The sequence below is a fragment of the Fictibacillus sp. WQ 8-8 genome (assembly GCF_024494405.1).
GTDB classification, from domain to species: domain Bacteria; phylum Bacillota; class Bacilli; order Bacillales; family Fictibacillaceae; genus Fictibacillus_C; species Fictibacillus_C marinisediminis.
Genome location: NZ_JAMXKG010000008.1, coordinates 159,234 through 173,000, shown reverse-complemented (window position 1 = coordinate 173,000; position 13,767 = coordinate 159,234). Strand labels below are relative to the sequence as shown.

General features: G+C 44.1%; 15 protein-coding genes. 11 read left to right on the top strand and 4 right to left on the bottom strand.

Annotation, left to right across the window (positions count from 1 at the left end):
* The first annotated feature begins 515 nt into the window (after positions 1 to 515).
* The 8 genes from M1K46_RS18240 to M1K46_RS18205 all read left to right on the top strand — a co-directional run bounded on the left by M1K46_RS18240 (position 516) and on the right by M1K46_RS18205 (position 7,705).
* Complete coding sequence (locus M1K46_RS18240; RefSeq protein ID WP_256227147.1) at positions 516 to 2,015, top strand: sugar ABC transporter ATP-binding protein; 1,500 nt, start codon at positions 516 to 518, stop codon at positions 2,013 to 2,015.
* Positions 2,016 to 3,020 carry an ABC transporter permease gene (locus M1K46_RS18235; protein ID WP_062238769.1) on the top strand — a complete coding sequence of 335 codons (1,005 nt, stop codon included), beginning with the start codon at positions 2,016 to 2,018 and terminating at the stop codon, positions 3,018 to 3,020.
* A gap of 449 nt (positions 3,021 to 3,469) precedes the next feature.
* A complete protein-coding gene (locus tag M1K46_RS18230; protein ID WP_256227146.1) occupies positions 3,470 to 4,369 on the top strand; it encodes a BBE domain-containing protein in 900 nt (299 codons plus the stop codon).
* Positions 4,370 to 4,473: 104 nt separating this feature from the next.
* Entirely contained in the window at positions 4,474 to 4,956 is a 483-nt protein-coding gene (locus M1K46_RS18225) for a DinB family protein (RefSeq protein ID WP_256227145.1), read from the top strand.
* Between the two features lie 61 nt (positions 4,957 to 5,017).
* Positions 5,018 to 5,626, top strand: coding sequence for a TetR/AcrR family transcriptional regulator (locus M1K46_RS18220; RefSeq protein ID WP_256227144.1), 609 nt, complete (start codon positions 5,018 to 5,020; stop codon positions 5,624 to 5,626).
* Between the two features lie 78 nt (positions 5,627 to 5,704).
* Positions 5,705 to 6,766, top strand: coding sequence for an SDR family oxidoreductase (locus M1K46_RS18215; RefSeq protein WP_256227143.1), 1,062 nt, complete (start codon positions 5,705 to 5,707; stop codon positions 6,764 to 6,766).
* Between the two features lie 51 nt (positions 6,767 to 6,817).
* Entirely contained in the window at positions 6,818 to 7,330 is a 513-nt protein-coding gene (locus tag M1K46_RS18210; protein WP_256227142.1) for a DUF4442 domain-containing protein, read from the top strand.
* Between the two features lie 12 nt (positions 7,331 to 7,342).
* The gene (locus tag M1K46_RS18205; protein ID WP_256227141.1) at positions 7,343 to 7,705 is read left to right on the top strand and encodes an SCP2 sterol-binding domain-containing protein; all 363 of its coding nucleotides are present in this window, start codon (positions 7,343 to 7,345) and stop codon (positions 7,703 to 7,705) included.
* Positions 7,706 to 7,740: 35 nt separating this feature from the next.
* Here M1K46_RS18205 and M1K46_RS18200 read toward each other — a convergent pair whose 3' ends face one another.
* The gene (locus tag M1K46_RS18200; protein WP_256227140.1) at positions 7,741 to 8,760 is read right to left on the bottom strand and encodes an NAD-dependent epimerase/dehydratase family protein; all 1,020 of its coding nucleotides are present in this window, start codon (positions 8,758 to 8,760) and stop codon (positions 7,741 to 7,743) included.
* 155 nt (positions 8,761 to 8,915) lie between these two features.
* Between M1K46_RS18200 and M1K46_RS18195 the strand changes: the two genes are divergently transcribed.
* The 3 genes from M1K46_RS18195 to M1K46_RS18185 all read left to right on the top strand — a co-directional run bounded on the left by M1K46_RS18195 (position 8,916) and on the right by M1K46_RS18185 (position 11,276).
* Positions 8,916 to 9,464 (top strand): M15 family metallopeptidase, encoded by a 549-nt coding sequence (locus M1K46_RS18195; RefSeq protein WP_309144595.1) that lies wholly within the window; start codon positions 8,916 to 8,918, stop codon positions 9,462 to 9,464.
* 15 nt (positions 9,465 to 9,479) lie between these two features.
* Positions 9,480 to 9,911: an SRPBCC domain-containing protein gene (locus M1K46_RS18190; protein ID WP_256227139.1), complete on the top strand. Its 432-nt coding sequence runs from the start codon at positions 9,480 to 9,482 to the stop codon at positions 9,909 to 9,911.
* A gap of 108 nt (positions 9,912 to 10,019) precedes the next feature.
* Complete coding sequence (locus M1K46_RS18185) at positions 10,020 to 11,276, top strand: DUF445 domain-containing protein (RefSeq protein WP_256227138.1); 1,257 nt, start codon at positions 10,020 to 10,022, stop codon at positions 11,274 to 11,276.
* Positions 11,277 to 11,328: 52 nt separating this feature from the next.
* On the opposite strand, the gene M1K46_RS18180 is transcribed toward M1K46_RS18185, so the two are convergent.
* The 3 genes from M1K46_RS18180 to M1K46_RS18170 form a co-directional block, all read right to left on the bottom strand.
* Positions 11,329 to 11,973 carry an SDR family oxidoreductase gene (locus M1K46_RS18180; RefSeq protein WP_256227137.1) on the bottom strand — a complete coding sequence of 215 codons (645 nt, stop codon included), beginning with the start codon at positions 11,971 to 11,973 and terminating at the stop codon, positions 11,329 to 11,331.
* A gap of 292 nt (positions 11,974 to 12,265) precedes the next feature.
* The gene (locus tag M1K46_RS18175) at positions 12,266 to 12,832 is read right to left on the bottom strand and encodes a hypothetical protein (protein ID WP_256227136.1); all 567 of its coding nucleotides are present in this window, start codon (positions 12,830 to 12,832) and stop codon (positions 12,266 to 12,268) included.
* Complete coding sequence (locus M1K46_RS18170) at positions 12,829 to 13,740, bottom strand: hypothetical protein (RefSeq protein WP_256227135.1); 912 nt, start codon at positions 13,738 to 13,740, stop codon at positions 12,829 to 12,831. Before M1K46_RS18170 ends, M1K46_RS18175 begins: the two co-directional genes overlap by 4 nt.
* Positions 13,741 to 13,767: the final 27 nt, after the last annotated feature.

Here is a 13,767-nt window from a genome sequence, read left to right as displayed (position 1 = left end):
AAGAATGGGACTTGAATAGCCTAATAAATTGAACCGCACAAGAAAAAGTGAGCTCTTTCTTGAGTTCAATTTTCGGCTATTCAATTTTACAATTGCTGGCTCATACTACACCAGCAGTCCCATTCCATGAATGTAAAGTAAAAGATTTGAGGGTCTCTTGCACACATCAGTATGTGATGTATGTAAGAAAGCTAATCAAAATGCAGTTTTATTTATGCAAAATGAAAACGCACACTCTCTTTTTAAAGTTAGGCTCTTTTCTAAAAGATTGTTGCTTTGTGATGGTTTTTGTATTGATTCTTCATCGACAGGTTGATTGGAGTGTAAGGTGCGAGACTCCTGTGGGACTAGCGTGACAGGTGAAACCCGAAGGTGCTTGAGCCGAGGGGTTCAGCGCACGCCCCACGGAAAGCGAGCAGCCTGGAACGGAAATCAACTCCTCCCAAGAGCAATAAAGATTGCGAAAACAGCCTAAAGTTAAGAGAGTGTTTGCTTTGAGGGAAGGGGAGAAGCAGATGGCTCTGTTGGAGATGAAGGATATAAGTATTGAGTTTCCGGGTGTAAAAGCGTTGAATCGTGTGAGCTTTGCCAGTGAAACCAGCCGGGTTCATGCGCTGATCGGAGCGAACGGGGCTGGGAAATCGACCCTTATGAAGATTCTGTCGGGAGCCTACAATCATTACACGGGCGAGATTCATTTGGACGGAAAAAAAGCGGCCATCACTTCGCCGAGAGATGCCCTGGACGAAGGAATTCAAATCGTCCATCAAGAGGTTGACACCGCGCTGATCCCGTATTTAACCGTTGGTGAAAATATTCTGCTGCATGATCTGGTCAACGAGATGAGTAAAAAGCAGCTTGTAAGATGGAAACAGCTGCATAAGAAGGCATCGCAAATTTTAGAAGAGATGAACATCAACGTCTCTTCCAAAAAGCTGGTCAGTGAGCTTACACTTGCTCAAAAGCAGATGGTTCTCATCGCCCGAGCGGTTTCAGCACAGTGCCGTTTTCTAATTTTGGATGAACCGACTGCGCCGTTAAGCCATTCAGAAACAAACGAACTGTTCCGGATTGTCAGAAACCTGAAGTCTAAAAATGTAGGCATCATATTCATTTCTCACCGGCTGCCGGAAATCTTTGAAATCTGTGATGACATTACGGTGATGAGGAACGGTGAGTTAGTCATAAAAGAATCTATTTCGGAAACTTCAATCAACCGGATCATCGAGCAGATGCTCGGCAAGGCGCTGGATGAGCAGTTTCCTGCCTTGAACGGAAAAGTGGGAGAAACTGTTCTTGAGGTAAAAGGGCTTTCTGACGCCGAGAAGATCAAGGATTTGAACTTAACGGTCCGTGCTGGTGAAATTATCGGAATCGCGGGACTTGTAGGAGCAGGAAAAACAGAGCTGTGCAAAATCCTGTTCGGCTGTACAAAAATTACAGCAGGCGCTGTTCTTCTCAAGGGGAAGAAACTGAAGCTGAAAAACCCGCATCAGGCGGTAAAGCATGGCCTGGCTCTCGTTCCGGAAGAACGGAGAAAAGAGGGGATTCTGGTCGCGGAATCGGTTGCTGCTAATCTAACAGCCGCCAATCTTGGACAGTTCTCCAAGGTACTAAGTTTTCTGGATCGCCGGGCGGAAAAACAAAAGGCTGTTGAAATCATTCAAACCTTAGGCATTAAGACGCCATCTGAGAAAACGAAGGTTCAAAATCTTTCCGGGGGAAATCAGCAAAAGATTGCGATCGGCAAATGGCTCATCGCAGATGCCGATGTTTATATTTTTGATGAGCCGACGAAGGGTGTAGATGTAGGTGCTAAGAAGGACATTTTTGAACTGATCTCCGCGCTGGCAAAACGGGGCAAAGCCATCCTTTATGCGTCCTCAGAGTTTACAGAGATCTTAGGTATCACGAACCGTCTTTACGTGCTGTATGACGGACGCAGTGTGAAAGAGCTCGAAACCTCAGCAGCGACGGAAGAAGAGCTATTATTCTATTCAACAGGAGGAAGGTAGATGGAGCTTTCAAAACCAATACCGGCCCAAGTTTCTCCAAAAAAGAAATTTGAGCTGTTCGACTTTTTTTATAAATATGGAACGATCTTAACCATTCTGGTCTTAATTGGTGTGTTCACTGCGGCCAATCCATCCTTTGTGCAGGGACATAACCTGATGAACATTTTACGGTCGATCTCCATCGTTACCATCATTGCGATCGGCATTACGATATCACTGTCCGTCAACGGATTTGACCTTTCTGTCGGATCTGTGGCCTCTCTTTCGAATGCCATTGCGATCTCAATGTTTGTCTGGTTCTCCCAGAACACGGTAGTAGCGATTCTTTCCGCCCTCGCTGCCGCTCTGATTGTAGGCATCATTAACTCCGTGATGATTGTTAAAGTGAAAATACCGGATATGCTCCTGACGCTTGCCACCATGTTTATCATCCAGGGGATTGCACTCACGTACACGAAAGGGGCGACCATCTCGCAAAACATGGTCATGCCTGATGGAACGTTTGCGACGGGCAAGATCAGTGCAGCGTTCGAGAAAATAGGACAAGTCCCTTGGATCATCGTGATCATGGCAGCGGCAGTCGTTCTCGTCCATGTTCTTCTCAATTACACAAAGCACGGCCGGTACATGTATGTCATCGGCGGGAATGAAGAAGCAGCAAGGCTTTCAGGCATCCCGGTAAACAAATATAAGGTAGCGGCCTATCTGCTGTCCGCTCTTTTTGCTTCGATCGGCGGCATTGTTTTGGCATCAAGAGTGATGACTGCTGAAATCAATGCAGGCACTCCATATTTAATGGATGCTGTGGCTGCGGCTTTTATTGGTTTTTCGGTGTTTGGTGCAGGCAAACCCAATGCTTTTGGAACCCTGATCGGCGCTGTATTGATCGGTATTCTGCAGAACGGCCTCGTCATGATGTCTGTTCCTTATTATTCCATGGACATTGTGAAGGGAGCGGTTCTCGCATTTGCACTGGCGTTAACCTATTATAAACAAAAAAAATAAACAGGAAAGGGGCTGTCCAAGAAGTCTGTAAGCTGTTGATTTCCGTTCCAGGCTGCTCGCTTTCCGCGGGGCGTGCGGTGAGCCTCTTGGTGCAAGCACCGGCGGGAGTCTCACCTGTCACGCTAGTCCCGCAGGAGTCTCGCATCTTCCACTTCAATTAACTTTTCATTGAAGATTTTTCAAGCCAAAAAGGGGCTGCCTGAAGGTCAATTTTCGACTTTCTGGGCAGCCCCGTTTTTATAAATTTATAAAAAAAATGACTGTTTGTCCTTTCTCAACATACGTTATGATAGGGAGTTTTTTTCTCCACTATGTATGGATAGAGGATAGTCAAATGAAAAGACTCAATCTTAAAGGGCTGACGGGCGAAGTCGTTACCCGTTTTAGCCCTTTATACGAAGAAGCACGGCAGTTTTTCCAGCCGGTATTTTGGGCTTGGGTGTGACAGCATGATTGAACTCGAACTTGTGGATTATACAGGAAGAATATTGAAAGCAAATCAATACGTCAATGGAGATTTGTTCTGGGCTTGCCGGGGTGCCGGAGGAGGAAACTTTGGTATCGTTGTTTCCATGACATTTTCCCTTCCTGAAAAAGTAGATAAAGTTTCTTTCGTCGAAATCTATGCGCCAAAAGCGGATGCAAAAATGCAGGAAACCTTTCTGAACGCCTGGCAATATTGGCTGGAGGATTTGGACGAGAGAATGACCGTTAATGCAAGCATTTATAACTCTTTGGAGGAAGGGATGGCGATCTACGGATGCGGCTTTTTCTACGGTCCCCCTGAGGAAGCAGCTGAGGTAATGGAACCGCTGCTAAACAATGGGGAGATCCAGCTGTTCGTTACACAATTGTCCTTTTTAGAGGCGGTAAGAGCGGTAGAAGCGACCTATCCAGAGTATGAGCGTTTTAAATCTACGGGAAGATTTGTGTACAGGAAATACAGTGAAAAAGAGATCCGAAATATTGTCGGGCTGATCAGCAAACGGGCTGAGGGGTCAATTTACGCAGCTATTACGGTATATGCTTTAGGAGGAAGGGCCAGCCAGATCAATCCTTTTGAAACGGCATTCTTTTATCGGCAAGCTGATTATATTATGGGAATTCAAACAGTCTGGACCGATCCGGCATTTGCCGAAGAGAACACACAGTGGCTGAAGAAAAGATTTCCTTATGTAAAATCCCTGACAAAAGGTTCTTTTGTCAACTTTCTATACAGCCACTTAAGGCATTATGAAAAAGAGTATTTCGGATGGAAAGCACCGCGATTAAGAAAAGTAAATAAAAAATATGATCCCTATAATGTCTTCACCTTTCCTCAGGGAATCAACGGATCACCCCGGCCATAATCCAGCAGAAAAGTGCTGGATTTTTTTGTGTTCTTTAATAAAGGGTAAAGACGAGGAACATCGAATTAGTTTATATTGGAAATTTGAGATAGGAGCGATAAAAAATGGTGGAAGAATACTATCAAAATTGGCTCAAACACAGGACTGTACTGCACGATCTGCTGGATCAGATAGGGCCGGAGCATGTGTTTTTTAAACCGTGGAAAGATGGTTTTTCAATGGGAGAGCTGGCGGTTCATATCGCAGGTTCCACAGAAATGTTTTTGGAAACGATTAAAAACGGGCAGTTTGTATCGCCTGCCACACCGCGTGAGTTTCAAACGATGGATGAGGTGCGGGAGATCGTTCAGGAGTTCACTCAGAAATCAAAAAGGGATTTTTCTGTTCTGGAAAGTGTTCATTTGAGCAAGAAAATTGATATTTTCGGGTATGAGGCGCCAGGGAAGTATTGGATTGAAAGTTTAATTGATCATGAGATTCACCATAAAGGACAGCTGTTTGTGTATGCTCGTATGACAGGTGCAGAGAAGGTTCCTTTTTTCAAGCAGCTCCCTTCAAGAGCAGTAAATGATGCTGCAGCCGATTGACAGGGGCTGCAAGTTATACGTACAATACGAGTACGTACTCGTACACATATGAAAGAATGGAATGATGAATGTGCTTTTTGTAACAGAAATGCCGACAGAAGCCAGAGACAAAATGCTGTATGCCGCGCTCCAGTTCTATACTGTTAAGGGATATAAGGAAACGTCAGTCCTTGAGATTGTTGAGCTGGCGAGGGTGTCAAAAACAACATTCTATCAATCGTTTGGCAGCAAAGAGGAGCTGCTTGCCGCCCTTTGCACACAGCTGGCTGAAGAGATCATTGCAGATGTGGAAGCTGCTGTTCAAAGGGAAGAGAAAATTAGCGAAAAAGCCTACGCCGGCATCCGCCGTTATATTGAAATATGCGAAATGAAGTCTAACGCTGCCAAACTATTATTAATTGATTCAGTGGGTGTAAGCCTTACGGTAGAGAATGTTCGCCGGGAAGCCTATCGCCGTTTTGCCAGCCTGCTCTATAATACGGTTCAGGGGACCATGCCAGCATCCGTTCCTGATCAGGAAGTATTGGTCGTCTCACAGGCCATGGTCGGTGCGGTCAATGAGGTCGTCATCCAAACCCTGTTTGAATCAGACATTGAGCTGGATTTGGACCGGCTGGCCCGTTTGCTTAACCGGATTGTTGTCGGAGCTTATGTCAATCTATCTTTATAAAATCGGCTGTTTGCTGGTTTTATACGGAAGTAGTACCAGTACGTATTCGTATTTACTGCTAAAGGAGGCGAATGGTTCATGAAAGGATGTTTATTGACAGGTTATCCTGGTTTTCTTGCCTCAAAGCTTCTGAAAGAAATGCAGCAGCGAAATGAAGAGACGCAATTCGCGCTTATTGTCCACCCCAGCCAGCTGGATAAAGCAGAGCGCTTGGCAGCTAACAAGCAAAATGTGCGTCTTTTTGCAGGAGATATTACGAAGGATGGACTTGATTTGGATGCTGAACAAACAGAATGGCTGAAGGAACATATGACACATGTCTTTCATCTGGCTGCGGTTTATGATCTTGCCGTACCAAAAAAGATTGCAGAAGACGTCAACATAACGGGCACTCGCAATGTGAACACCTTCGCTCAATCACTTCCACTCTTAGAGCGCTACATCTACTTCAGCACAGCCTATGTTTCAGGAAAAAGGGTTGGCGTTATTAAAGAAGATGAGCTTGATCAAGGACAGACCTTTAAGAACCATTACGAATCTACAAAGTTTGAAGCAGAAAAGCTCGTGGCAGAGCTTAAAAATGTACCTTACACCATTATTCGGCCTGGGGTAGTGGTGGGACATTCCGTGACCGGGGAGACGGTTAAGTTTGATGGTCCCTACTTTATTATGCGCTTTTTAGATCGTCTTCGATATATACCCATTCCTTATTTGGGCAAGTCGGAGGCCCTGTTTAACGTTGTGCCTGCTGACTATATCGTTGATGCCACATTGTGTCTGGCGCAATCAGAAGACGCCGTAAATCGGACGTTTCACCTCACAGATCCTTCCCCTTATGAAAGCCGGGAGCTTTACCGCATGGTTTGCAACGAGCTGCTCGGCAAAACACCTTCGTGGACCATTTCACCAGCTCTTGTTGAATTTGCTCTTTCTATTTCTATATTCCGGCGTTTTTTTAAAGTAGAAAAGGAAGCGCTGGAGTATTTCCGATGTACCTCACAATATGATGCTTCAGGAGCCAAGGATGTGCTGGCAAAAGGCGGCGTTCAATGTCCTGATTTTAAAAATTATGTGTCCAGCATGGTGAAATATTATAAAATGCACAGGAGAGATCCTGATAAATTAATTCAAGTGAAGTAGGAGGACAGTAAAATTTCGAAAACACTCATAGTGAAGAAAGGGGTGTTCAAGATGAAAGAATCCTGGAAGACGAGGATTGTCCGCTGCGGCTTTAACTTGTTTCCTGCCTTTAGAGGGACAGGAGCAAGAGTCATCTATATTGCTGGAGATTATTCGGAGATCCGCATCAAGCTGCCGCTTAACTGGCGTACCCGAAATTATGTCGGCACGATCTTTGGCGGCAGCATGTATGGTGCGGTGGATCCCATCTATATGTACATGTTCTTAAAAATGCTCGGCAATGATTATATCGTATGGGATAAAGCCGCCTCCATCCGGTTTAAGAAGCCGGGCAAAAGCACATTGTACGCTACGTTTAAGATAACGTATGAAGAGCTGGATGAAGTTAAGAGAGCTCTTGAGGGAAAACGGAGTCTTGACCGGGTGTATGACGTAGAGCTTGTTGATGAGAGCGGCACGGTCCATGCCGTAGTGGAGAAAACCATTTATATCCGAAAAAAAGACCGGGAAAGCAATCCATCATCAGGGAACGTTGTCTCACTGCCGAAATCAGAATCCAAATAAGGAGGAAGGGAAATGCCAAAAACGATCGAAGAATTGACTGTACAGGAAACGGTAAAAAAAATTGAACATGTGCTGAATGAAAATCCGGGGCCGATTCAAGGAGTTCAGGCTGCGTATCAATATGACATCACAGACGAGGAATACTCGTTTCAGCTTCACTTGAATGACGGAAGTGCAAAAGTAGTGGAAAATTTTAAAGAGCGGGCAGATTGTGTCATCCTCATTTCTTATCCCAACTTCAAGAAAATGCTTTTAGGCAAACTGAACGGTACCGCGGCCTTCATGATGGGGAAATTGAAAGTCAAAGGCGATGTCGGCAAGGCGTTGAAGGTGGAAGCCCTATTGCGTGAATACAATATGGCCGATCATTTTTAAATAATGTGTATAAGAAGAAGCAAAAACTCAGCCTGTTACGGCTGAGTTTTTGCATGATGAAGCCTCATGATCTCGTCTTCAGCTTCGTAGTCCAATCCGTGAGTTTCTGGAGGGTTTTTTAATTCCCAATCAATCGTACGTTTCAAGCCATCTTCCAATGAAACCGTTTCTGTAAATCCTAATTCGCTCCGTATTTTATCAGAAGTGAAGATGACATCTTGTTCAGCATTAATTCCCCAGGAGTAGGTTTCGGTAAGTTTGCTGTCTGGCAAAACAACAATTTTTCCTTTCCATTGGAGAGAGGTGGCCAGCTTCTTTACCCATTCCTTCATGGTGAATGCTTCGTTCTCACCGAGATTGTAGATCTTGCCTTTTGCCTGATCATTTAATACAGCCTGCAAAATACCCTCCGCCATATTTTCTACATAGCCACGGGTCCAGCGCCAGCCGGCAAGGCTTTCTGAAAGCAGAATGTAAGGCCGTTGATCACTCATTGGCTTTAAAAAAGAATACCACCGATGCTGTTTATCGTTCGGTCCATATACCGCAGGGAGCCTAATGATTGTACCCTCAATCCCGGGGGCATTCATCACCACACGCTCCACCAAAATTTTATCGTAGTTGCGCCTTTCCTCTGTTTTTGCAAACTCTCTATGTGGATACAGATTGTGGCGTAAAACACCATTTTCATCAATAGGTACCGGTTCAATCGCACCCTTTTCGGTCCCGTTAACAAGTCCGAAGGCACGATACACATCCTGTGAGCTGGCCACAATCACCCGATTGACAATGCCATCAAGAGTTTGGACTAATGTTTTCGCCTGTCGTTCAGTGAGACAAATCATATCCAATACTGCGTCAGGTTTCAGTTCTTGAATTTTTGAACGAAAAGAAGAGAGATCATTTCTGTCGCCAAGCATTTCATGCACCCCGGCAGGCAATTCTGTTCTGGTTTGCCCTCTGTGAAAAACCGTGACCTCGTGTCCAAGGTTAAACAATCGTTTAATGACCTCTGGACCCATAAAGCTTGTGCCGCCTATCACCAATACACGCATCCTCATCGCTCCTTTTTACATAAAAATTTAATTGTACGTAAAGTCATTTTATTACGAAAATTCAGAAAATGTCAATCTTTATGTGGTAGTGTAAGCTTGTGGTACGATGGAAGAAGAGTAACGTGTATCCAGACAAGGGAGGAGAAATTCAACAGGTGAGTGCTGCAAAATCAACTTCCAGACTGGGAAGCTGGCTGATCTTTGTTGTTATTCTTGGGCTTTTATTCTACTTGTACATTGATCGTGAGAAAGCCAAGAGCGAGGTTCCGCTGCCGGCCAAACTTCATCCGGCCGTGGAAGAAAATAAAGAGAAACTGATTCAAAGAGCGAAAGAGAAAGGGATTTCCATCGTCATCACGGATGGTTTCCGTTCCATAAAAAAACAGGATGAGCTGTACGAAAAAGGCCGTACGAAAGAAGGCGAAATCGTCACTACTGTTAAAGGCGGAGAATCCTACCATAATTACGGACTGGCGATTGATTTTGCGCTTCAGACCAAGGAGGGGGATGTCGTGTGGGACACAGAGCGCGACAGCAACCGTAATAACAAACCTGATTGGATGGAGGTCGTCTCCATTGCCAAAACGTTAGGCTTTACATGGGGCGGTGATTGGGAGTTCAAAGATTATCCCCATCTGCAAATGGATTTCGGTCTAAGCATGAGAGATTTGAAAAATGGTGAACGGCCGCCAAAACAAGGATAGAGAAAGGGAAGCAGAATGAAAGAATTATTGACTGAATACCTTCTGCCTTACCCGATGGAAGCAGTATGGAAGGTTATAGCTGACACAGGAACACATTCGTTCTGGAATCCGCAGATTGTTTCTATCAAAGGTGAGTGCAGGAAAGGAAGCAGATTATCTGTTCGAGTAAAATCACCGATCGGCAAGGGCATCCCTTTTCGTTTTCAAGCGAAGGTACTGGATTTTGAACCGAACAGAAAGCTGGCATGGACGGGCGGAGTACCAGGCATCTTGACCGGCTATCATTACTGGGAGCTGACTGATCTCGGAGACAGGACCAAAGTGGTTCAAGGGGAGCGGTTTAATGGTTTATTTACCGCTTTTTTGTCAACAAAGAGAATGGAAGCGATGCGTCCAACCTATGAATTAGCCAACAGCGGGCTCGAAAGCTATCTGAAAGGGCGCTGAGCGCGGGCTTTCTGGAAGCTGATGGGTAAATACTGGCGTCAAACTTTTCAGCCAATCCACTGTTTTATGGTATAGTTTTAAGCAAATGAATGTCAGAGGGAAGTTACCATGGATAAAAAGGAAAAGAAATCAAAATACTTTGCGAAAATTTCATTGGGAGTAATGGGAGCAGGGTTTCTCGGAACCATTCCATTTCAAGATTCTTTTGTTGGAGAATTGCTTCAAGGGGGATTTGAGGCAGGACTCGTAGGGGGGCTGGCCGATTGGTTTGCGGTCACCGCGCTCTTTCGCCATCCTCTTGGCATACCGATTCCTCACACGGCTCTACTTCCAAAAAACCGTGATAGGATGATGAAAGCCATCGTATCCATGCTTGAAAATGATTGGCTGACAAAAGAAAGTATCCAGGGGAAAATTCAGCAAATCAAAATTACAGAGAAGCTAATAAAAATTGCTGAGAAAGAATTTGATTCAGATACCTTTCATAAGGGAGTCGGAACATTTCTTCAGCAGGCGATACGCCATATAAATCCGGAAAATATCGCTCCATATATTGAAAAAGAGCTGAAGAACTATCTGCGCTCCCTGGATGCTGCAGGCTTTCTTCAGACCATGATTAATAAGGCTCTAGACAGAAATCTGCATGATCAAGCCTTCGATTATATTTTGGTTGAGACACAAAAGTGGATGGCAAAGGAAGATACAAAAAGAAAAATCGGCAAAATGGCGAAACAACTGCTGGACAATACAGAGGCCGATGGCTTTATTAAAATGGCCCTTCAATCGTTTAGCAATTTTATTAATGAAGAAAAGCTGGGGAATATCCTTCAGCCATTTTTTCTTAAAAGAATTATTCTGCTGCAAGACGGAGATAATCCATACCGGCAGTTAATCCTCAATCGAATCCGCAAAGAGTTAGAAAGTGTACAAGACCGAGAAAATTTGGCGGCTGAACTTAATGAGTGGAAAGATAACCTGGTCAATACATGGAGTCCTGCGGATCAAATTACAAACATTCTGAGACAGGTTCAAAATAAATTGCTGCTGCTGACTCAAGATGAAGCGTTTATCGATCGGTATGTGATTTCATTTATTAGAGACCTCGTCGATCGAACGAAAAATGACCCGGAAAAAATCGACAGCATTGAAAGATGGCTGCAAAACCAAATTTCCACTTTGATTGAAAGCAACCATTCCAAAATAGGCAATCTTGTGAAAGAGAATCTAGATAAGCTGGATAATGAAACATTGATCGATATGATGGAAAACAATGTAGGCAAAGAATTACAGTGGATCAGGGTGAACGGAGCGATTTGCGGGTTTTTAATAGGACTTATCTTAACGACATTTAAGGCACTCGTCTAAAAATAAAGAAGGCTGGCTTCAAAAGATCACAACTTTTGGGCCAGCCTTTTTTTTATAGGTTCTTCAAAGCGTCTGGAATCGGGTGATCTCCTGAAATCAAATCAAACGAGCGTTTAAATGTATTTTCTTCGGTTAGAGCAGCCAACACAGTTTGCGCGACATCTTCACGTGGGATGGAGGCTCTTCCGAGGTTTTTGCTTGCTTCGACCTTTCCTGTGCCAGGCTCGTTCAATAGTCCGCCTGGCCGTACGATCGTGTAGTTCAAGCTGCTGCTTTCAAGAATTTTATCTGCATAGTGTTTGGCCGCGTAATAGGGCCGAAGCTTTTCGTTCCATTTTTCCCGGTTGTGCGCCTGTAAAGCACTGACCATCACAAAACGGTCGACGCCGGCCTGTTCAGCAGCTTCTACCATTTTAGCCGCTCCGTCCAAATCCACGAGCAGGGTTTTGTCAGATCCGGTGCTGCCTCCGGATCCGGCCGAGAAAATAATCGCATCGCTTTCCTTAACGGCTTCTGCCAATTCAGAAACACTGTCCTCCAAGTTCGCCACTACGGTTTGAGCTCCTAGCTTCTCCAGTTCATTCGCTTGTTCCGGGTTTCGAATCATCGCCCGGACGGAATGCACCGAACTGCTTCCCAAGAGCTCAACCAGTTTACGTCCAATTTGTCCATTTGCTCCTACTAAAAAGACTTTCATCTCGACACTCTCCTTTTTTTATAGGATTGACAACTCACCTCAAAGTATTTCAAACGACGGTTAATCGTACAAATTTCCTGCTCACATGGTGAAATAAATAAGGTGAAATATGGATTGTATTACAAATTTATAGGGGCTGGATATTTGGTTGCGTTGGACTGGAGCAACAAGAGAGTATGCCGATACTGCATTATTGCAGGATTAAAATCTTTCGGGGTGGAATTATACAAGTTAGAAAAAATAGTAAATAAAAAAGAGAGGATGTCCTCTCTTTTTTACTGCCAGCAATCTTTCATTCAACTGCTAAAACCTTCCCATACTTCCTTAACAGCAGCAAAAACATAACCTCCACCAGAAGGGAAAGCAGCAAGAACGCAACAGTGTAAGCCGTCACCAAATCCCCAACTATATTCATGGTGAAAGGTAGAGTTATGTTAAAAATAAGCATGACAGCCATATAGGAAATAAAACGGTATCTGGCCGTAGCATACAGCTGTTGATCTCCTTTTTTCATCGCGATATCCAGCAGGATCTGAAACACATAGAAAACGAGAATCAGCTTTATAATTCCAATGACTTGTGTATAGATCGGCCAAAGGCTCAAATCAAAGATGGGTCCGGAAGTACTGCCGTTGACGGAATTTTGCTGGATAAAGACAGTAGGGATAGATATAAACACCAGGCCTAATGCCAAATACTTTGCTTTTAATATGGCCGGGCTTTTTAGTTTCAGTAAACTAAGACCGGAGAAGACCATATAGTAGCCGATCGGGTCTGGAAGGATATCGATCGCTATAATATGAATCTCAATCAAGATCAATAGAAATCCCCAGAACAGCTTGTGAAAACTTTCTCTCATTTCACCCCGCCCCCGTTCTTGGAAATGATGCGATCGACATCGTTCTGGCTGAGGACCGGCTGAAAGTTCACCAATGCTGTGGAAACAAAGGGCTTTCCTTTACTTGTTCCGTGAAGCTTTACAGAAAAATCGCAGTACGCGAGAGTACTAGCTTTAAACCTTGTGGCTAGTTCAATCCAATCCTTCTGTTTTAGTTTTATGCTAAAGTTCTTATGCGGATTTAAAGTCTGGTACCTGCTATGACTCTTTTTCTCATGATCCGTCCAGCCGAAAGGGTCATCGCTTTCGGCTTCCTTACTCAAAGCTTCCTGATCGGTATTTGCTTTCACCGAAACTAGTCTTTCCGTTTCTTTTTCAAAAGGCAGACTGACACTTGTCAGCGTAATTGGTTTCAATGCCTGAAATAGTCCTATATCACCAAAATTGCTTCCGCTTGCAATCTGTTCCTCCAGAATTTTATCATCCTTATATATTTTATGGATCGTCACATGCCCGATGTAGGCCGTAAAGCTCTGGCCGTTGTTCATGACAACCCTCATTTTATTAAAAGAAAAAGCTTCTTTATTCTTCATCTGTGAAAGCATATCCTTCAGTGAAACGGTAAACACTTTTAAATCCTGATGAGTGTATTCCTGTTCAACGGAAGGATTATTTTCACCCGCCATAAAATCATCTTGGGAGTAGGGAAACACTACAGCGTCCTTAATACGGACACTTTGTAAATCTTGCTTGTCTTCACGATTTGCCAAGTAATAAAATTTTAAATATTGATCTCCGTCATCTGCTGCCTCGTAATAGTGCTTTAAAAAGATCGGATGCTCAATCTGCTTTGACTGATAATAGAGGGAGTTGCCGATCCAACTCAACACAGCCAGAATAATGCCTGCCCAAAACCACTTTTCTCTCACATACGTTCCCCTTTAAAAATCTCCTTA